This window comes from Streptococcus sp. SCPM-O-B-23252 (M501) (assembly GCF_058200355.1).
The window spans coordinates 26,759-45,657 of sequence record NZ_JBYQGS010000005.1 but is presented as its reverse complement, the minus strand read 5'-3'; the positions used below and the strand labels follow the sequence as shown (position 1 = coordinate 45,657).

Below are 18,899 nucleotides of genomic sequence, written 5' to 3'. Positions count from 1 at the left end.
CATTAAATGAATTCGACTAGTCTCTATTGGGTCTCCTCCTTCAATCTTCTGTTTTGTTTTCTCAATTTAAAGCTGCGACAAAGCGCTCGGTGATCTCTTTTGGTCGGGTAATAGCGCCACCTACGACGATACCGCGCACCCCGAGATCATGGATTTTCTTGGCCTGATCAGGAGAGTGGATCTTGCCTTCTGCGATGACATCCACTTCTGCTTGGCAGAGGCTATGGATCAGTTCAAAATCTGGTCCATCGACCTTTGGACTGTAGTCTGTATAGCCAGATAAGGTCGTTCCGACAAAGTCTACCCCCGCTTCAACAGCCGTCAATCCTTCTTCCAAGGTCGAGATATCGGCCATCAAAAGCTGATCGGGATATTTTTCTTTGACCTGATGGATAAAGTCACTGATCGAAAGGCCATCATGACGGGGACGTTGGGTACAATCCAGAGCAATGACCGCGATATCCAAAGCTGCTAATTCATCGACTTCTTTCATGGTAGCCGTGATAAAGGGTTCTTCCGGTGGGTAGTCACGCTTGATAATCCCAATGATCGGTAACTTGGTCACTTCCTTGATTTCCTTGATATCCCGGACACTATTGGCTCGGATCCCGACAGCTCCACCCTGCTCAGCCGCTTTAACCAAGAGAGGAATGACTCCTCCAGTTTCTGTATAGAGCGGTTCGTGAGGGAGAGCCTGACAAGAAACAATGATGCCATCTTTGATTTGCTGGATCAATTCATCTTTTGTAATCTTTGACATAACTCCTTCTCCTTTGATACTAAGGCAACTCGAGTACTTGTAAATTGATTATAGCTCTTTTTTAAAGCGCTTACAATATTATTCTTGCAATTGGTTTATAGTTTCGCATTTTGGGAAAAATAAAAAGATCTCTGAAACTAGTTTCAGAGATCGACATGGTGAGGATTCACTAGGCCATCTTTTGAGTCGCTTTTTCCTTTACGACAAATACAAAGCCGATAGAGCCAACGACAGCTCCAAGCAAGATCCAATAGGCCATATCTGATGACGCAATTGGGCCTGCCAAGAGACCTGCTAATAAAAAGAGATCGATATAGAGTCTGATATCCCGATAGAAGGTCCAATTGAAATGGTAGCTACCTTCCGTGTACTTCCGTGTCGATACAGGCGGTTGAAAGACCTGCAACAGAATCAAAATCCCAACAAAAGCAAGATAAGCGAGGCTAACTACCGAAAGCGGAGCCCGCATCGTCAAAGCTACAGCCGCTAAAAGCAAGACCAAGATCCAGAAATGAAAGTCCAACCAGAATTCACGATGGTAACGAAAGCCCTTCATAAGATCACACCTTTCTATCCATATAATCGTTTTCTACACTTATATTATAAGACAAAGAAATTTTTTTGCAAGGAGAAATCGGTTAGCTGGAACTGAAAATAGGACCAGAATATCTCTGGCCCTACTAAAAAAACTATGAACAAAGAGTAATGAGCACATCATTCACTGATGTCATTTTCGATAATAACCTTGAGTGCATTGTTTTCACCCGCATGTTTAAAGACATCATAGGCCTTTTCGACTTCTGAGAGTTTGAAGTGGTGGGTAATGAGCTTGGTTGCATCGATCTTACCAGATTTTAGGACATTGAGCAACATTTCAGTGGTGTTGGCATTGACGAGACCGGTGTTGAGGGTAATGTTCTTGATCCACAATTCGTCCAAATTGAAGCTAACTGGTTTTCCGTGAACACCGACATTGGCGATGTGACCGCCGACAGAGATGACGTTTTGGCAGACATCAAAGGTAGCAGGATAGCCCACACATTCCATGGAGATATCGACACCACGACCTTCGGTCACTTCATTGATAAAGGCCTTGATTTCAGCGATATCGCTGGAGCAGATGGTGTGAGTTGCTCCAAATTTCTTAGCCGCTTCAAGACGAGATTCAGACAAGTCCACCATGATAATCGTAGCTGGTGAGAAGAACTGCACAGTCAAGAGAGCTGCAAGACCGATCGGACCAGCTCCAACGATACAGACATTGTCCCCAGGTTTTACATGAGATGGGAGGACCCCGATTTCATAAGAGGTTGGGAGAATATCTGAGAGCATGACCAAGGCTTCGTCATCCACAGTTTCAGGCGCATGATAAAGACTACCATCCGCATGTGGAATGTGGACATACTCTGCTTGGGTTCCGTTGATCAAGTGACCCAAAATCCAACCACCATCTTCACAGTGAGAAGGCAAATTACGTTTACAGTAGTAGCAGGTATTACAAGCTGTGACACAAGAGATGATGACCTTGTCGCCTACCTTGAAGTTATTCACTGCATCGCCGACTTCTTCGACGATCCCGATTCCTTCGTGGCCTAAAATCGTGCCTTCTTTACAAGCTGGCACATCTCCTCCTAGGATGTGAAGGTCTGTCCCACAGATGGTTGTCTTCAAGACACGCACAATGGCATCCGTTGGATTTTTGATCATTGGTTTTGGTTGATCCAGCAGTTGCAGATTGCCTGCAGATACATAAGTTGCAGCTTTCATAAGCGACTCCTTTTCTTTGTTGGTTTGATAAAACCATTTTATTTTCGTTTCTTTGTGAATATTATAACATATTAAGTAAACGCTTACAAGATTTTATGAGCACATTTTTAAAAGTTTTTTGAGCAAACAAAAACATTCCTCTTATCTCTACCAGAGGAATGTTTCAATCACCTTGTTCTAATTGTTGGCGCTGCTTATAGTACTCTTGCTGCTCGCGCTCACGTTCTTCTTCTAAACGCTCTTCATAGCGCTTTAGTTCTGCCTCAAACTCTTCTTGCAAGGCAAATAAACGCTCCAAGCCACTTTGAGCCTCCGCACTTGGGGCTTGAAAATGCAGGGCACTCAGCCAGTCTACTAAATTTTCTGTATGTTGGCGGACATCCATACGCATATCCGCATAATCCCACTCCAACTCGCTAAGTTTCTGGTTGAAGCGGTAATGTCGATCTTCTAGTTGTTCTAATTCACTATTTCCTGAATGGTACATCACATACCTCCTTTAATCGGACTCAATAAAATCGGCTTTTTCACTGATTTCAGTGCTGCTTCTGCCGCGTCCGCTGCTCCTCCTGTAAATCCATCTTTCAAATCATTAACTAGAGTTGTTGTAGCAAAAGAGCGCATTTTTTCGGATTGACCGCTCAAAGTCACCTGCAAACTCATCCCTTCCAACATCATCAAGGCTTTTTGCGTTGCAATCAAACTCCGAATTGCAATCCGCTCTTGCTCCTTTTTAATCTCTCGATGGAGCTCCTCAATACGTTCTCTATCCTCTCCCAGGATCTCTAACATCTTTTTCTCCTACTTATGAAAATCAAAGGCCACTGCTTGTCCCTTATCCAAGTCCACCAATTGGGCTGATGCAGCTTCCAGTTGGCCTGCCAAATCTGACAGACGTGTCGAGTAGACCTTTGCTTGGGCCAGGTTTTCCGCCTCGACCGCTTGGTCCCAGCAAGTATCCATGGAGAACTCTCCTAATAGTTGCTCCACTTCTGCGTCTGTTAAAAATTGGGCCATGCTGTGGGCCATTTGAGACACCTCAGCAACCTTATGGGAAACCGTCTCCTTGGCCACTTCTAGCTGATCTTTGAGCTCGGCCTCAAAGACCGTCGCTTGCGCTGAAGCATTTTGCGCTACTGCCAGTACCAATTCCTCCCGCAATTGAATGGTCTGGGTACCAGATGCTCCTGCCAATTGCTGATGGAGACTCGGAATGCTGGGCCTTTCCTGCCCATACATGGAGACCACCGAAGCAGATGATGGCTGATTTTCTGAAGCGGACGTTGCCCGATCTCGTTGGGGCATTTCAATAATTTTCTGGGCCTGATCTTGCACTTCACCTTCTAACTCCATTTGAGATGGCCTCCTTTCTTGGATTTGTTTTTTCGTTTCCTATAACTGAAAAAGGATCCTAACCCTTCAGCTACAAGCAGATTCACACACTATAGGGTAACATAAAATAGCTCGGAATGCTATAAAAATAACACAATTTCTGAAAAAAAGTCTAATTTTTTATGAAAAAACGAGTTTTGGACCCAAATAGCAAAAATCCCCCGCTCTTTCGAGTGGGGGTAGCTGATAAACATCAGTTGTTCCTTGGCGTCTTATTTACGACGTCCTGGACGTTCCTTGTAACCATAGTAAGCATCTTCGATGATTTCTTGCATATGGTCTACCATTGGAAGACGTGGGTTAGCTGGTGAACATTGATCTTCGTAAGCAAGGAAGGCCAATTCACGAGAATGTTTCTTCCATTCTTTTTCATCAACCCCTTGTGCTTTGAAGTTCATTTCAATACCACAGCGTTCACCAAGTTCGTACACAGCTTTTGCGTAAGCATCAACGGCTTCTTCTGGTGTAGAGCATGGAAGTCCTAACATACGAGCGATATCTTGGTATTTTTCATCTGCACGGTAGTAGTTGTACTTAGGCCATGTAGCTGTCTTGGCTGGACGTGTACCGTTGTAACGGATAACGTATGGAAGTAAGATCGCATTGGTCCGTCCGTGAATGGTGTGGAATTGCGCACCGATCTTGTGGGCCATTGAGTGAGAAATACCGAGGAAGGCATTGGCGAAGGCCATACCTGCGATCGTTGACGCATTGTGCATCTTTTCGCGTGAATGGAAGTCTGCATTCTTCACTGAGCTTTCCAAGTTTTCAAAGACAAGTTTGATGGCTTGAAGAGCAAGACCATCAGTGTAGTCGCTAGCCATTTGTGATACGTAAGCTTCAGTCGCGTGAGTCAATACGTCCATACCAGTATCAGCCGCAACAGATCCAGGAACTGTCAATACCAAGGCAGGGTCTACAATGGCAACCGTTGGAGTCAATGAGTAGTCTGCGATTGGGTATTTACGGTTGTTTGCTTTATCAGAGATAACGGCAAATGGAGTTACTTCAGATCCTGTACCAGATGTTGTTGGGATCGCGATGAATTTAGTTTTCTTACCAAGCAATGGGAATTTGAAGGCACGTTTACGGATATCCATGAATTTTTGTACAAGGTCACGGAAGTCCACTTCTGGTTGTTCATAGAAGAGCCACATTACTTTAGCCGCATCCATTGGAGATCCACCGCCGAGAGCGACGATAGTATCTGGTTTGAAGGCACGCATGATCTCTGTACCACGTTCAACAGTTGTGATATCTGGATCTGGTTCAACGTCTGCAAAGATTTGGTAAACTACCTTGTTGCGACGAAGGTCAAGCTGTTCGATGATACGATCAAGGAAACCAAGCTCTACCATAGCGTGGTCTGTAACGATCATGACACGTTCAACGTCACGACATTTTTGTAGGTATTCAATTGAATCACGTTCAAAGTATGTTTTTGAAGGAAGTTTCATCCATTGCATGTTATTTCTCCGGCGTCCGACTTTTTTGATATTCAAGAGGTTGATGGCACTAACGTTGTCCCCAACAGAGTTACGTCCGTAAGAACCACATCCAAGTGTCAATGATGGCAAGAAGGCATTGTAAACATCCCCGATACCACCGAAAGTCGAAGGAGAGTTGCAGATCACACGAATGGCTTTAACTGCTTTACCAAATTCTTTGGTCAATTCTTCGTCAGCTGTATGGATGGCAGCTGAGTGACCAAGACCGTTGAATTCAACCATTTGACGAGCTTTGTTAATTCCGTCTTCACGGCTTTCAGATTTCAAGACAGCGATGACTGGTGACAATTTTTCACGAGTCAAAGGCTCTTTTTCGCCAACTTCTTTACATTCTGCCGCAAGGATATTGGTTCCTTCTGGAACTGAGAAGCCAGCTTGTTCAGCGATCCATGCTGCTGGTTTCCCAACGATGTCCGCATTCAATTTCGCACCCGCACAGTTTTTGCTGTTAGCTTTTACACCAAAGCAGAACTCTTCAAGAAGGGCTTTTTCTTTTTTGTTGACGAAGTAAGTGTGGTAAGATTTGAATTCTTCAACAAACTCATCGTAGATTTCTTTATCGATGATGACCGCTTGTTCAGACGCACAGACCATACCATTGTCAAATGATTTAGACATGACGATATCGTGTGCAGCTTGGCGGATGTTAGCTGATTTTTCGACATAAGCAGGAACGTTTCCGGCACCGACCCCAAGAGCTGGTTTACCGCAAGAATAGGCAGCTTTCACCATTGCGTTACCACCTGTTGCAAGGATAGTCGCAATCCCTTCGTGGTTCATAAGGGCACTGGTTGCTTCCATAGATGGTTGCGTGATCCATTGCACACAGTTTTCAGGAGCTCCTGCTTTAATCGCTGCATCGCGGACGATTTGTGCCGCATGAGCAGATGATTCTTGCGCTGATGGGTGGAAAGCAAAGACGATAGGGTTCCGTGTCTTCAAGGAAATCAATGCTTTAAAGATTGCTGTTGAAGTTGGGTTGGTTGTAGGTGTGATCCCGCAGACTACTCCGACTGGCTCAGCAATCAAGGTCAAACCAGTGACATCATCTTCTTGAATGACACCAACTGTCTTGGTGTGACGCATGTTGTTTACAACGTGCTCACAAGCGAACAAGTTCTTAGTCGCCTTGTCTTCAAAGACTCCACGACCAGTTTCTTCATAGGCATGAAGAGCGAGCTCACCGTGAGCGTCAAGAGCAGCTACAGATGCTTTCGCCACAATGTAGTCTACTTGCTCCTGATCCAATTTGCGCATTTCTTCAAGCGCTACGAGCGCTTTTTGCACCAACTCGTCTACATGTTTTTCAGCAGCGAGTTTCTTTTCTTCAGGTGATTGAGTTTTTTTATCAGCCATTTGATGCTTTCCTCCAATGTTTGAAACCCTTATCCTTTTCCGGAACTTTTTCCTGTTTTCAGAAACTTTCAAGAATAGTGTAAGAAATTTCGATTTGTTAATTTTTTCACAATATTATTGTACTCTATTTTAGAAAATTTGTAAATAGTTTCACAAAGATTTTTTTAACTTTTTATCATGAATCCTCCTTCTCCTTCTATACAGGAGTATTTTCAAGAAAAAATTGAAGAATTTTTTTGAGAAAGCACTTCAATTTCACAAACAAATATTTTCACGCATTTTTTGTAAGCGTTTTCTTAATTTTACTAAAAAAAGCAATTTTCTTCAAGTGAAAATTGCTTAAGTCGTTTAGTAATTTTTACGGCTTAACTGGCCCCCGATTTGCTTGATCAACTGCTTCTTTTACGACGTTAGCGTATAGATTTCCCCCAACATCGATGGAGCCATCTGATTCTAAACCAAAGTGGACACTATCCGTTCCAGCCCAGATAGCTGGATTTTCGACAGCAACTTGATGCCAGTCCGCTACATAGACATAATCGTATTTTTTAGCTAACTCTAGCTCATACTTTCGAGTCTGAACGGTGACGCTCTTGCTATCATTTGCTTCACGTCCATCATATGGGGTCACAAAGATTAAGCGATGTCCTTTTGGTAGTTCTTGAACAAACTTATCCAACAATTCTTGATAATTATTAGAAGAGTTAGTTCCAAGTGCGATCACCACGTTCTTGAGCAAGACTCTATTGGCAATATCCGTTTCATATACCTTTAAGCCTGAGTCCAGATTGCGACTCACCAAAGCATCTAGTTGGATATCTGGCAGAACTTGTTTCAGATAATCTGATGCCCGGAGGTTTACAGAATCTCCGATCATGGTCACGCCATCTGATACATTGTAGGAAGTCGCTGAAGCATTGTCAACTTGGGCACGCGTGATCTGCATCTTGCTGTCGGATTGACGAAGCCCTTCGGTAATCAGATTTTCATCAAAGGCTCCGACGCGTGGCGCAAAGAGTGCAATCCCAAACATGAGCAAGGTCAAGGGAATCGCGCTGTAAAAGAGTGGTTTCGTGAAACTTCTGAGATCCATCGAGATTCCAAAAATCTTCGGTTCACGTCCAGCTAAGGTTGGTTCAATAATATAGAAACTCAAGGCAGCAAGACTAAATGATACAAGCGCTGTTAGTAGAGAAGCCCATCCATTGGTCATTAATTGAGAAAAGATGATGTAAAATGGCCAGTGGAAGAGATAAACCCCATAACTTGTATCTGCAATAAAGGTAATCACTGCTGGTTCTTTTTGATCTGGTGTCTTTTCATGAAGGACACGCGTCATCACAATCATCACAGATGCAGCAAGAGTTGCTACTAAAAATCCAAATAAATAGGTCCAAACACTATCAAATGGAAGAATAAATGTCAAGACCAACAAAACTAGAAAAGCACCCGCTAAAATCGTTAACGTCTTCTGTAGAGATAGCTTCTTCACTAATTGAGTAAGATTTGGGCTGGTCGTTGTAATCCCTGTCACTGTCGCTAAAGCACTCCCCACAAAGAAAGGAAAGACGTGAGCGATACTAGAAAAATAGACATTGGACAAATTCTTGGTGACCAGCGCTCCGACAAAGAAGGTCAGGAAGGCCACCAAAAAGAGACCTGTCGACGACAGGAAGATATAGCCTCTATATTGGCCAACTGACTTAGCTTTTTTACCCAAAAACCAAGCCAAAAGAGCCCAGAGGACGTAGTAATGAACTTCAAGAGCCAAACTCCAAGTATGAATGAAAAGATGGGGGATGAACTGACTTTCGTAACTTCCGCCACTTAACATCTCATAGAAATTGGTCACAAAGCCAAAGACGGCAGCAATCTGTGTCCCAAGCCCAGCAATAAAGTCTCGTCTGACCAAGAAGGTAAAAGGCATGACCAGCAAGACCATAAAGACTAAAGGTGGGACAATCCGGTAGAAGCGTCGTCTAAGGAAGCCCTTGAGATCAATTTTTTGATGACGGGCAAACTCATCGATCAGAAGAGCCGTGATCAAAAATCCTGAGAAAGTAAAGAAGATATCTACTCCAATAAATCCACCAGGAAAAACCTTTTGGAAGAAATGGTAGAGAAGAACGAGAAGAAGTCCCGTTATCCGTACCAATGAAAACCATTTAATTCGCATTTTGATAAATTCCTTGTTTAAACGTTCCCTTATAGACGACATTTTGTTCTGTCGTCAAGGTTCCCTGTCCTTCTGGTTGACCATTGACAAATTCACCTTCATATTTCCAACCAGCCTTGGCTGTAAAGGTTCCATAACCACTAAAGGTTCCATTGACAAAATTGCCCTTGTAGGTGTCCCCATTCTCAAAGGTCACCGTCCCTTGGCCATTCATCTTGCCTCGGACGACACTTCCGTCGTAGCGAATAGCTCCCTTATCGAGGGTCAACACACCTCCGAAAGGAATGGAGGAAAGAAATACCCACAAAGCAGACAGAACAATAATCCCCAAGGACAATCGTTCAATATTCTCTCTCGTAACATAGACCTTATAGGTCTCAAATAATTCTTTTATTTTTTCCATACTCTGTTCATTCTTTTTATCTTCAGCCGGTTACTCATTTCAGGAGCCAGTCCGAAACTAATCTTCTAATCGATCCAACCACTCTTGACAACCAGCTAGAACACGGCGATAGGTCTCTTCGAAATCTCCTGTGTACCATGGATCTGGAACACTTTCTCCTGCAAAGAGATGAATCTTGTGCTCTGTTCCAGGAGGTGCCATTCGTTTGAGGTCAGCTACATTGTTCTCATCCATTCCTAAGATCAGATCAAAGGCATGAAAATCTTGGTCGCTGATTTGAAGGGATGTTTTAGAAGCATCATAGGGCACGCCATGACTACGAAAAATCTTTTGAGTCCCTTGGTGAATAGGGTTCCCGTGCTCCCAGTTAGAAGTGGCACGACTTTCAATCTCATACTGGTTGGTCAAGTCCTTCATGACAAACTCTGCCATGGGGCTCCGACAAATATTTCCTAAACACACAAATACAATTTTTTTCATGACAGCACCTCCTTTCTATTATAACAGAATGTAAGAAAAATATAATCTGCTAAAATTATATTTTTGAGGCAAGACGAAAAAAGCCTGTCCATCGTTGAGGTGGGCTGACTTTCTTTTTTTATTCAGGCAGGATGATCTGAAGGGATAGCCATTTTCGTTTCCAATCTTTCTTCCGCATACGCTCTGTATAAACCGCCAAACGCTCGGGACTGGCTAAAAAATGTGGAGTCGGCTGAACGATGAAATCTTCGATATCCCTTGTCCCATAGGGGAGAAAGAGCTCTAGCTGACCATCTTTCCTTAAGCGAACTGCAATTGCTGTACACTGCTCGGGGTATTTAGAAACCGCGTCACAAGCACTGCGATAAGGAGCCGTCCCCGGACTATGCTGGTGCATATAGACTTGATTTTTGACTTCCCAAGCGTACTGAGGATAGGTCTTCTTTAATCCCTGCTCGATCTGCAAAGTCTCCTCATAGCTAATCGTAGGGTCATAAAAGACCAGATCCATATCGGTCGTCGCATCAAACCCTGGTTTTCCAGAGAGCTGGTTCCAGACGAAATTGCGCACCGCACCAGCTGCAAGCCAAGCGTCTGCCAGGTTGAGATCCCGAATAATGGCCAAGACAGTCATCATCTCTTGATCCGCTTGGATTTGCTCTACTATCGCTTTTTCCGTTAGCATCTTCTTCTAGTCTCCATTGTAGGGATAACCCAGGTGTTCATAAGCCTTGCGGGTCGCCACGCGCCCTGTCCGGGTCCGCATGATAAAGCCTTTCTGAATCAAGTAAGGCTCATACATATCTTCTACGGTCTCTCGCTCTTCGGCAATATTAACCGATAGAGTCCCAAGGCCAACCGGGCCGCCACCGTACATCTCAATCATGGTCCTCAGGATCTTTTGATCGACATAGTCCAGTCCTTCATGGTCCACATCTAGCATAGAGAGGGCCTTGTCAGTAATGGTGTCATCAATCAAGCCATCACCCATAATCTGAGCAAAATCACGCACCCGCTTCAGCAAACGGTTGGCAATCCGAGGAGTCCCCCGACTACGAAGAGAAAGCTCCTCGGCAGCCTCGTGAGTAATCTCCATCTCAAAAATCTCGGCGGTCCGCTCGACTATCTCTGTCAGATCATCTTGCTCGTAGTATTCCATATGACCGGTAATTCCAAAGCGAGCGCGCAAGGGATTGGACAGCATCCCAGCTCGAGTCGTCGCACCAATCAAGGTAAAGGGAGGAAGATCCAGATGGACACTCCGGCTGGTCTCGCCAGCACCAATCATGATGTCGATGTAAAAATCTTCCATGGCACTGTATAGTACTTCTTCGACTGACATAGGAAGACGGTGGATTTCATCAATAAAGAGAACATCGCCTGGCTCTAGATCATTGAGGATAGCTACCAAATCACCAGCCTTTTCAATGACAGGACCGGAAGTCTGCTTTAGATTGACGCCCAGTTCATTGGCAATAACAAAAGCCATCGTAGTCTTCCCTAGTCCCGGAGGACCAAAAAGAAGGATATGATCCAGCGCCTCATCCCGAAGCTTGGCTGCCTCGATAAAGATTTTTAACTGGTCCTTGACCTTATCTTGACCGATATATTCATGTAAATATTGCGGGCGCAGCGTCCGTTCAACAGCCTCTTCATCGCCCATGATCTCATTGTCTAAAATTCTACTCATACAGTCTATTATAGCAAAAAATGATGCCTCTGATGATTTAAAATCATATTCTATTCAATATGTCACTAATTATTGATTGTTGGGTGTTGGGAATCGATTCCCCTCTTAAACTACCTTGTTTCTTTTTAAGGAATGTACCTAAACTCGCTAATACTCGTAAAGAATAAGGAACGTAGTTTTCGCTCCGCTCAAACTGCGTCAACGTACCTAAACTCGTCTACGTCCCTATCAGGCTTGGTTAGATGAAATAGGTTTAGTAATAATTACATAACGCAGTGGTTGATTGGTATCTTTGTTCGCTCTTATAGCTCCAAAGATTACCTAATCAACTGTGCGGGGGTGAGACAACGAACAATTTTAAAAAATTGTTCTGTCTCACTCCCAGAAAAAAAGCCACCGGTTTTGGTGGCTCTTATAGGGAGATTATTATGAAAAAGTTTTAGGAGTTTTATCATTCAAAGTTAGGAGGTCTTTGATGATGGTATTAGTATACGACGGGAAGCTTAAAGTTTCCTTATAGTCATTTTTTAAATTTTTTTCAAAAAAAGAGGAGGTTCCAAGCAAAGATTTCACATCCTTGTTTGTCACCCTCTCTTTCTTATCTATTTCTTAGCAATGGCATGGTAGCTGGTCTTGCTGGTGAAGATTTGACCCGCTCTCAAGATAACCTTTTCAGCTTGGTCGCTATGAATGGCATCTGGTACGATTTGGAATTCTAGAGCCAAGCCATTGTGTTGAACCATTGGTTTGCCTTCCAGATAAACCGTTTCATCCACAAAGTTAGCAGAATACACCACCAAGGCGGGAGCTTCTGACTTGAAGGTCAAAAAGCGTCCAGACGGCTGATGATAGAAGAAGCCTGCATTCTCATGCCCTTCTGGAAGAGCAAATGGATGGTCCAAGCCTTCTACCAGGCGGATTTGCGGATCAGAATCCTTAAAGAGATCCTCTAAGAGCATAGCTTGGTAGAGATGCTGAACAACCGGACTTTCTTTGTCCACAGTGTGAAGAGGGACACCGTCGGGATGGATAGGGTAAAGCCCTTGATGGTTGATCTGAAAGACATGGTCATTAATCGGCTGAGTGAAGTTGCCTGATAGGTTGAAATAGCTGTGGTTGGTCGGATTAACTAGAGTATCTTGGTCCGTTTCTACTCGATAGCTGATTTCCAACTCCCCTGCTTCCGTCAAGCCATAGGTCACCCAGATCTTGAGATTTCCAGGGAAACCGCCGGTACCATCCGCACGCTCTGTGTACAGGGTGATTTCTTGGTCTGTCACGGATTCCACGCTAAACAAGGCGCTGTCCCAGCCAGTCGGTCCACTGTGGTTGCAGTTGGCACCATTATTGGCTTCTAAGTGATAGGTTTGACCATTGAGCTCAAAACTTGCCTCCGCAATCCGGCCCGCGACTGGGCCAATGCTAGCTCCATACTTGGGGCTATTGCCGACATAGGCATCAAAATTGTCAAAGCCCAATACAATATTAGCGAATTGATCATGCTTGTCTGGTGTCACATACTCTAAGATCGTCGCCCCATAGGTCATGACAGACAATTGATAACCTAAGTCATTTTCGAGGCGATAAGCTTCTACGTCTTGGCCGTCCAGTTGACCAAATAGATATTTTTGATAGTGTTTCACAAGTTGTCTCCTCCAAGATCATTCATTCTAGTGAAAAGGGTGAATCACCACTCCTTGTACAACCCGATTGACGGTACCGGTTGGTGATGGCGTGTCTGGACGATTTTGAACCTTGAGCGAAGTCAAGAGAGAAATCAATTGACCATAGATAATGTATGGGAAGGCACGGTAGATATCCAGTGAATCGGCTGAAGATGCTACCAAAATTTCTCGTACATGCTCAATGCCTGCAGCTTGGTCCGTCAAGAGGACGACCTGACGGGCAATCTGATCTCCGGCTACTTCTCCAACCAAATCTAGATCGTACTGGCGTGTATAAGGGGCAATCGATCCAAATACCAAGACGAGAGTCTGATCATTGATGAGGGATTTCGGACCGTGACGGAAGCCGACAGGACTCTCGTACATGGTCGCGATTTTACCGGCAGTCAATTCCAAAATCTTGAGCTGAGCTTCATGAGCGAGCCCAAAGAAAGGTCCTGCCCCCAGATAGATGACGCGCTCGAAGTCTAAGTCTACAACTTCCTTAACCTCGCGATCTTTTTCCAAGACCTGTTCTGACAGGTGAATCAATTCTTCTACTCGTTTTGCCTTGATTGCTTCCTCACTTGGATCAAAGACCAAGAGGGCTGTCAAGAGCATAGAGGTAAAGCTGGAGGTCATGGCAAAGCCGGCGTCGTTGGTTTCTTTCGGCTGTAAGAGCAAGAGATTGCGCTCATCTCCGTGAGCCTGCTGAGCCAGCTTCCCTTCTTCCGCACAGGTAATGGTGATTTGATAGAGTTCATTGACCAAGTCTTGGGCCAGCTGCACGGTTGCGACACTTTCTGGGGAGTTGCCACTTCGTGCAAAGGAAACCAAGACAGTTGGTACTTCTTTTTTGAGATAGGTTTGTGGATGCGCCACGATATCTGTCGTCGCAATGGATTGGAAATTCCAGTGACGTTCATCGTGCACTTCCTGCAAATACGGAACCAAAGTATCCCCCACATAGGCTGAGGTCCCTGCCCCTGTCAAGATGACCTTGATGTAGCCATGACGCTTCCCAATAGCCTCCAAAAACTCTTGGATTTCTTTTGCTTTCTCTTGATAGAGACGATAGGTCTCTTTCCAAACTTCCGGTTGCTGGTAAATTTCGCGTGTCGTAATTTCAGCCCCCAGTTCCAGCAGTTCTTCTTTTGTATAATCTAGCATGCTTCTCCTCTTTTCTACCCGCCTTATAAGCGGTAAGAGGCCGAGACAATTGTCCCAGCCCCATTCCGAATGTTCAAGCGGTTTTCGCTATCGTATTTTACTCATCCTCGTCGTCATCAAAGTTGGATAAGAGATCATTAACCTTCACGATGCTTTCTTGTGCACGCGCTGGATAAGCTTCTTCTCCTCCGACCAGGCTGTTATTAATAAATTCAATTACCATTGGCAAGTTCATCCCTGCATAGAGGTCAATGGCGCGCCCTTCAAGAATCAGACGGCTAACCGTATTACAAGGAGTGCCTCCCAAAAGATCCGCAAAGACGATGTAGTCCTCAAAGTCTGCAACACAGGCTTCAAACTTGGCTGTAAACTCCTCAGGACCTTCCTCTGGCAAGAGGGCCACGGCATGAATGTTGTCTTGTGGTCCCATAATCATTTCTGTGCTGGCCTTGAGCTCTTCACAGAAGCGACCATGACTGACCAATACTAGGTGTTTTGCCATACCTTACTCCATTATGCCATTCCAAAGAAGAAGTGGCCAAATGCTGAGAATGCGATTGCTGCAAGGATGATGAGCAAGATAGCTTTTGTAGAGTTCATACCCTTTCGTCCAAGCAACCAGTAGATTACACCTGTGATGATAGCTGGTACCAAACGTGGGAAGATAAGGTTGAGCATATCTTGAATTTCAATCGCTTTGTCCCCAATGTGTGGAGTCCAAGAAACTTCAACACCAATCATGCTGGCAATCAAGGCACCAACCATGAAGATACCCAGAACGGCAGCTGCATCGATCAAAGCTGTCAAGGTACTTTGCATGTTGTTGATGAGGTTAACCCCTTCTTTATAGGCAAATTCCAATTGTTTCCAACGGAAAATGTCATAAGCAACTGCCACAGCGATCCACAATAAGATACCGGCTGGGTTTCCTGCAACAGCCAAAGTTGCTGCAATTGAACCCATAATAGCTGGCACCAATGATCCAAAGATTGAGTCTCCAAGAGGGGCAAATGGTCCCATGAGACCTGTCTTGATCCCGTTAACCGCATCTTTCGATTTCACACCATCTTTTTCTTCCAAGGCCAAATCAAAACCAGTGATAATAGTGTGGAAGAATGGTGAAGTATTGAAGAATTGCGTATGCAATTTCATCATTTCTTTCAATTCTGGAGTGCCATCACCATACATTTTACGCAACTGAGGTAAAAGCATATAAAGGTAACCAGAAGCCTGCATCCGCTCATAGTTCCAACCCAATTGGAAGGTGAAGAGGCTACGTTTGTTGATTTGTTTAAAATCTTCTTTTGTTAGTTTGTAATTAGAATTCGTCATCTTCAATTTCCCCGCTTTCTGATTCAGTTACTGGAGCAGCTACAACAGTACGTTGGCTGTTTTTGAAGTGTTGTACTGCAAGGAAGATACCGATAATGGCAATACCAATCATAGATACAGATTTGAAGTTGTTTGTGAAGGCAACCATTTGTTCTTTTGGAAGTTTTGCAAAAGCATCTGTTCCAAGCATTGCTGAAACGGCGTTACCAACACTTTGAACATTGCTATAAAGCACTGTCAACATTGCTGTTAAGCCAAAGCCAAGTGCTAAGTAGTGAAGGTTACGACGAACAGGAAGGTAGCGAAGCAAGATCGCAAATCCAAGACCTGGAAGCATTTGACCCGCAAGTTTCAGACCGTTTGCCAACCATTGTACATTAGCAAGACCTGTAACAACAGTTTCTACGAAAGCTCCACCAAAAGCAAGAGCGAAGAAAACTGGGAGAGCTCGAGAAAGAGCCCAAGGAATCGCTCCAAGAAGGTAGTTGCGTTCGATACCTTTGTAGTCAAAGCGGTCGATTGCAGCATCTACACGGTGAGCGAAGTAAGTTGTAGTCATACGACCAAGAATATCAAAGTAGGTCAACAAAGTTGCTACCGGCACAGCGATTGTAGCAATAGCAAGCTCTGCATCAATCCCTTGTGCTACTGAGAAGGCAGTCGCAAGAACGGCACCAGAAGTCGCGTCAATACGAGAAGCTCCACCAAAAGTACCAACACCGAGTACTGTCAATTGAAGAGAAGCTCCGATAAAGAGACCTGTCTTTAAATCTCCCATGACAAGTCCAGTAATGAAACCAGCAAAGACTGGTGATCCTGCTGATGAAACAATCGTCAACTCATCACAGATTTGATAAGCTGAGTACAAAGTAAGTAGTAAAATTTGCCACCATTGTATCATGACAATTTCCTCCTAAAATTTTTCTTTTTTATTTATAAACTATTTGAGCAACTTCAAGAAGTCTTCAACTGGATCATTTGGAACCATTTGAGCAGTTAACTTAACTCCTTTTTCAGCTAGCTTGTGGAAAGCTTCCACATCGGCATCCACTACGTTGATCGAACGAGTAATCGGACGAGTCTCATCTGATTGAGACATGTTCCCTACGTTTAAGGTTTCAAGTGGTACACCTGCTTCTACCAAACCAAGGAAGCGGTCTGGCTTGCGGGCTACGATGAAGAGACGTTGGCTGTCATATTTTCCAGCCAAGATATTTTCTGCAGCCTTTGCCACTGGCAAGATACTAAGCTTAACACCAGGTGGTGTCGCTAATTTCAAGCCACTTTTTTCGATATCATTTTGAGCGACTTCATCATCGATCACCATGATACGTGAAATATTAAGTTTGGTAGTCCATAGGTTGGCTACCTGCCCGTGGATCAAACGTCCATCGATACGGCATCCTACAATAGTCATAAGTTTTCCCCCTTTACTTCTTTGAATGTAGGTTGTGAAACAAGTTTTAAGGTCTCCTTCCAAGTGCCCTCTGTCTCAAAGACGAGGATCTCATTTTCCCCATCTTTGAGAAAACCATGAGGGATGTAGAGGGAGAGTGTTGGACCGACTTCCCAGAAACGACCGATATGGTGGCCATTTACAAGAACGATCCCTTTTCCAAATCCAGTCATATCAAGGAAGGTATCCTCAACCTGATCTAGATGAAAAGCAAATTGATAAAAAGCTGGTTGACCTTCTTGCCATTCTTTCGAAAAATCCAAGCGATCCAGCTGGCTAAAATCAAGCGCATATTGTTTCCAATGAAGCTTGAAATGAAGATCGATACAAACTCCTGTTCGGATTCCTTTTCGTTGGGTGTCCGCTAAGAGTTTGTGCCCATAATTGACTCTTCCCATGTTTTCGATCAAGAATTTTAGGTTTGTAATCGTTTTCTTTTCTCCGTTTAAAAAAAGATCTTGACCGATTTCTTCTTGGTATTGAGTGGCAATCAACTGATCATTGGCATAAACCTGCACCCGATCACGCGCATCGATGATACGCAAGCGCTCTTCTTCCGCATCCATTTCCACTTCTGTCTCATAGAGCAGATAGCCTAATGGGTGGTCGATTTCTTCCATGGTCTGTGGGTAAAGACTTTCTGTGACTTGAGCAATCTCGTTTAAATTGCCGAACAAACTAGTCTTTTGGGTCAACTCCAATGTTCGTTCAGATAAACTCGACTTCACAAGTGGTTCTGACTGTGGATACTCTGGATAGTAGGTCTTCATCATCTTTTTGACTGCATCGTACTTAGGAGTCGGGTTGCCCTGCTCATCTAAGAGAGCGTCATAGTCATAAGATGTTACTTGAGGTAAATCCACGGTCCCTCGCGCTGAGCAACCGTTCATAAATCCGAAGTTGGTCCCACCATGAAACATGTAGAGATTGATAGAGCCTTCTTGTAAGACCTCATGGACTGCTTCTGCCAACTCTTCTGGATCTCGCTTGATGATGGGTTCTTTCCAACGATTGAACCAGCCATCCCAAAATTCCATACACATGAGTGGCCACTTTTTGTCATGCTCCGCAAAGAACTCTTTCATCTGAGAGAAATTGTAATTTGCTCGCGAACCAAAATTACCGGTTACAAAGAGTCCATCCTCAATCAAAGTCCCTGCTCGAAGAGTCGCCCTCCAAGGTCCATCAGAAGTAAAGAGTGGACAGGTAATGTCCCGCTCGATCATTAGATCTCTGATCGCCCGAAGATAGGCTTTGTCTTCGCCGTAAGAGCCGTATTCATTTTCTACCTGCATCATGAGGATATTGCCCCCACGATCCAATTGGTACTTGGCCACACGTGGCAGGAGTTCGTCGTAATAGCGAGCCACTTCCTCGAGAAAGGCCGAATCTGATGAACGAATCCGAAGGTCTTCTTCGATTAACCAGGCTGGCAAGCCCCCAAATTCCCACTCCGAACAAATAAACGGTGATGGACGGAGGATCACATACAGATCCAACTCTTGAGCCACTTGGATAAAGTGCTCCAGGTCCAAATTCCCTTCAAAGTGAAAATGGCCTCTTTGCGGCTCATGAGCATTCCATGGAACATAGGTTTCAACAGTATTGAAACCTAGAGCTTTTAGGTTATATAAGGAATGATACCAATCCTCACGATCGATCCGAAAATAATGAATTGCACCAGATAAAATCTTAAAAGGTTGATCATTTAAATAAAAATCTTCACGGATTTCAAATGCCCCCAT

Annotated in this window: 19 protein-coding genes; all 19 read right to left on the bottom strand. The window is 44.2% G+C overall.

What is annotated here, in order from left to right; all coding sequences use genetic code 11:
- Positions 1 to 61 precede the first annotated feature (61 nt).
- The 19 genes from AC3E6G_RS08985 to AC3E6G_RS08895 all read right to left on the bottom strand — a co-directional run bounded on the left by AC3E6G_RS08985 (position 62) and on the right by AC3E6G_RS08895 (position 18,899).
- Complete coding sequence (locus AC3E6G_RS08985) at positions 62 to 760, bottom strand: N-acetylmannosamine-6-phosphate 2-epimerase (protein WP_155169881.1); 699 nt, start codon at positions 758 to 760, stop codon at positions 62 to 64.
- A 169-nt stretch (positions 761 to 929) separates the two neighbouring features.
- Positions 930 to 1,316, bottom strand: coding sequence for an ABC transporter permease (locus AC3E6G_RS08980; RefSeq protein WP_154859253.1), 387 nt, complete (start codon positions 1,314 to 1,316; stop codon positions 930 to 932).
- A gap of 158 nt (positions 1,317 to 1,474) precedes the next feature.
- Entirely contained in the window at positions 1,475 to 2,527 is a 1,053-nt protein-coding gene (locus AC3E6G_RS08975) for a zinc-dependent alcohol dehydrogenase family protein (RefSeq protein ID WP_155169884.1), read from the bottom strand.
- 163 nt (positions 2,528 to 2,690) lie between these two features.
- Positions 2,691 to 3,014: a hypothetical protein gene (locus AC3E6G_RS08970; RefSeq protein WP_003009394.1), complete on the bottom strand. Its 324-nt coding sequence runs from the start codon at positions 3,012 to 3,014 to the stop codon at positions 2,691 to 2,693.
- Entirely contained in the window at positions 3,014 to 3,319 is a 306-nt protein-coding gene (locus AC3E6G_RS08965) for a hypothetical protein (RefSeq protein ID WP_023920072.1), read from the bottom strand. Before AC3E6G_RS08965 ends, AC3E6G_RS08970 begins: the two co-directional genes overlap by 1 nt.
- A 9-nt stretch (positions 3,320 to 3,328) precedes the next feature.
- A complete protein-coding gene (locus tag AC3E6G_RS08960; protein ID WP_227223475.1) occupies positions 3,329 to 3,880 on the bottom strand; it encodes a hypothetical protein in 552 nt (183 codons plus the stop codon).
- 251 nt (positions 3,881 to 4,131) lie between these two features.
- Positions 4,132 to 6,783 (bottom strand): bifunctional acetaldehyde-CoA/alcohol dehydrogenase, encoded by a 2,652-nt coding sequence (gene adhE / locus AC3E6G_RS08955; protein ID WP_490700843.1) that lies wholly within the window; start codon positions 6,781 to 6,783, stop codon positions 4,132 to 4,134.
- A gap of 358 nt (positions 6,784 to 7,141) precedes the next feature.
- Complete coding sequence (locus tag AC3E6G_RS08950) at positions 7,142 to 8,959, bottom strand: acyltransferase family protein (protein WP_048687840.1); 1,818 nt, start codon at positions 8,957 to 8,959, stop codon at positions 7,142 to 7,144.
- Positions 8,949 to 9,362, bottom strand: a complete 414-nt coding sequence (locus AC3E6G_RS08945; protein WP_006595277.1) for an MORN repeat-containing protein — start codon at positions 9,360 to 9,362, stop codon at positions 8,949 to 8,951. Before AC3E6G_RS08945 ends, AC3E6G_RS08950 begins: the two co-directional genes overlap by 11 nt.
- A 57-nt stretch (positions 9,363 to 9,419) precedes the next feature.
- Positions 9,420 to 9,842, bottom strand: coding sequence for a low molecular weight protein-tyrosine-phosphatase (locus AC3E6G_RS08940; protein WP_048687842.1), 423 nt, complete (start codon positions 9,840 to 9,842; stop codon positions 9,420 to 9,422).
- 118 nt (positions 9,843 to 9,960) lie between these two features.
- Positions 9,961 to 10,527: a nucleotidyltransferase family protein gene (locus AC3E6G_RS08935; protein ID WP_048687844.1), complete on the bottom strand. Its 567-nt coding sequence runs from the start codon at positions 10,525 to 10,527 to the stop codon at positions 9,961 to 9,963.
- A 6-nt stretch (positions 10,528 to 10,533) separates the two neighbouring features.
- Positions 10,534 to 11,532, bottom strand: coding sequence for a Holliday junction branch migration DNA helicase RuvB (gene ruvB / locus AC3E6G_RS08930; protein WP_082161844.1), 999 nt, complete (start codon positions 11,530 to 11,532; stop codon positions 10,534 to 10,536).
- Positions 11,533 to 12,134: 602 nt separating this feature from the next.
- Entirely contained in the window at positions 12,135 to 13,175 is a 1,041-nt protein-coding gene (locus tag AC3E6G_RS08925) for an aldose epimerase family protein (protein WP_048788702.1), read from the bottom strand.
- A gap of 27 nt (positions 13,176 to 13,202) precedes the next feature.
- Positions 13,203 to 14,366 carry an SIS domain-containing protein gene (locus AC3E6G_RS08920; protein ID WP_048788703.1) on the bottom strand — a complete coding sequence of 388 codons (1,164 nt, stop codon included), beginning with the start codon at positions 14,364 to 14,366 and terminating at the stop codon, positions 13,203 to 13,205.
- A gap of 97 nt (positions 14,367 to 14,463) precedes the next feature.
- The gene (locus AC3E6G_RS08915) at positions 14,464 to 14,868 is read right to left on the bottom strand and encodes a PTS sugar transporter subunit IIA (RefSeq protein ID WP_006595284.1); all 405 of its coding nucleotides are present in this window, start codon (positions 14,866 to 14,868) and stop codon (positions 14,464 to 14,466) included.
- 11 nt (positions 14,869 to 14,879) lie between these two features.
- The gene (locus tag AC3E6G_RS08910; RefSeq protein ID WP_006595285.1) at positions 14,880 to 15,698 is read right to left on the bottom strand and encodes a PTS system mannose/fructose/sorbose family transporter subunit IID; all 819 of its coding nucleotides are present in this window, start codon (positions 15,696 to 15,698) and stop codon (positions 14,880 to 14,882) included.
- Positions 15,685 to 16,599 carry a PTS mannose/fructose/sorbose/N-acetylgalactosamine transporter subunit IIC gene (locus AC3E6G_RS08905; RefSeq protein ID WP_006595286.1) on the bottom strand — a complete coding sequence of 305 codons (915 nt, stop codon included), beginning with the start codon at positions 16,597 to 16,599 and terminating at the stop codon, positions 15,685 to 15,687. Before AC3E6G_RS08905 ends, AC3E6G_RS08910 begins: the two co-directional genes overlap by 14 nt.
- A gap of 39 nt (positions 16,600 to 16,638) precedes the next feature.
- Entirely contained in the window at positions 16,639 to 17,115 is a 477-nt protein-coding gene (locus tag AC3E6G_RS08900) for a PTS sugar transporter subunit IIB (protein ID WP_048788704.1), read from the bottom strand.
- On the bottom strand, positions 17,112 to 18,899 hold the full coding sequence (locus AC3E6G_RS08895; protein WP_048788705.1) for a glycoside hydrolase family 35 protein: 1,788 nt from the start codon (positions 18,897 to 18,899) through the stop codon (positions 17,112 to 17,114). The genes AC3E6G_RS08900 and AC3E6G_RS08895 overlap by 4 nt, the downstream gene beginning before the upstream one ends.

What these genes read in the sequence shown, in the direction of transcription:
- AC3E6G_RS08940 (WP_048687842.1), bottom strand. Translation starts at nt 9,842, where the DNA reads ATGAAAAAAATTGTATTTGTGTGTTTAGGAAATATTTGTCGGAGCCCC.
- AC3E6G_RS08945 (WP_006595277.1), bottom strand. Translation starts at nt 9,362, where the DNA reads ATGGAAAAAATAAAAGAATTATTTGAGACCTATAAGGTCTATGTTACG.
- AC3E6G_RS08950 (WP_048687840.1), bottom strand. Translation starts at nt 8,959, where the DNA reads ATGCGAATTAAATGGTTTTCATTGGTACGGATAACGGGACTTCTTCTC.
- adhE (WP_490700843.1), bottom strand. Translation starts at nt 6,783, where the DNA reads ATGGCTGATAAAAAAACTCAATCACCTGAAGAAAAGAAACTCGCTGCT.
- AC3E6G_RS08935 (WP_048687844.1), bottom strand. Translation starts at nt 10,527, where the DNA reads ATGCTAACGGAAAAAGCGATAGTAGAGCAAATCCAAGCGGATCAAGAG.
- AC3E6G_RS08980 (WP_154859253.1), bottom strand. Translation starts at nt 1,316, where the DNA reads ATGAAGGGCTTTCGTTACCATCGTGAATTCTGGTTGGACTTTCATTTC.
- AC3E6G_RS08900 (WP_048788704.1), bottom strand. Translation starts at nt 17,115, where the DNA reads ATGACTATTGTAGGATGCCGTATCGATGGACGTTTGATCCACGGGCAG.
- ruvB (WP_082161844.1), bottom strand. Translation starts at nt 11,532, where the DNA reads ATGAGTAGAATTTTAGACAATGAGATCATGGGCGATGAAGAGGCTGTT.
- AC3E6G_RS08895 (WP_048788705.1), bottom strand. Translation starts at nt 18,899, where the DNA reads ATGGGGGCATTTGAAATCCGTGAAGATTTTTATTTAAATGATCAACCT.
- AC3E6G_RS08960 (WP_227223475.1), bottom strand. Translation starts at nt 3,880, where the DNA reads ATGGAGTTAGAAGGTGAAGTGCAAGATCAGGCCCAGAAAATTATTGAA.
- AC3E6G_RS08920 (WP_048788703.1), bottom strand. Translation starts at nt 14,366, where the DNA reads ATGCTAGATTATACAAAAGAAGAACTGCTGGAACTGGGGGCTGAAATT.
- AC3E6G_RS08970 (WP_003009394.1), bottom strand. Translation starts at nt 3,014, where the DNA reads ATGTACCATTCAGGAAATAGTGAATTAGAACAACTAGAAGATCGACAT.
- AC3E6G_RS08905 (WP_006595286.1), bottom strand. Translation starts at nt 16,599, where the DNA reads ATGATACAATGGTGGCAAATTTTACTACTTACTTTGTACTCAGCTTAT.
- AC3E6G_RS08965 (WP_023920072.1), bottom strand. Translation starts at nt 3,319, where the DNA reads ATGTTAGAGATCCTGGGAGAGGATAGAGAACGTATTGAGGAGCTCCAT.
- AC3E6G_RS08915 (WP_006595284.1), bottom strand. Translation starts at nt 14,868, where the DNA reads ATGGCAAAACACCTAGTATTGGTCAGTCATGGTCGCTTCTGTGAAGAG.
- AC3E6G_RS08975 (WP_155169884.1), bottom strand. Translation starts at nt 2,527, where the DNA reads ATGAAAGCTGCAACTTATGTATCTGCAGGCAATCTGCAACTGCTGGAT.
- AC3E6G_RS08910 (WP_006595285.1), bottom strand. Translation starts at nt 15,698, where the DNA reads ATGACGAATTCTAATTACAAACTAACAAAAGAAGATTTTAAACAAATC.
- AC3E6G_RS08985 (WP_155169881.1), bottom strand. Translation starts at nt 760, where the DNA reads ATGTCAAAGATTACAAAAGATGAATTGATCCAGCAAATCAAAGATGGC.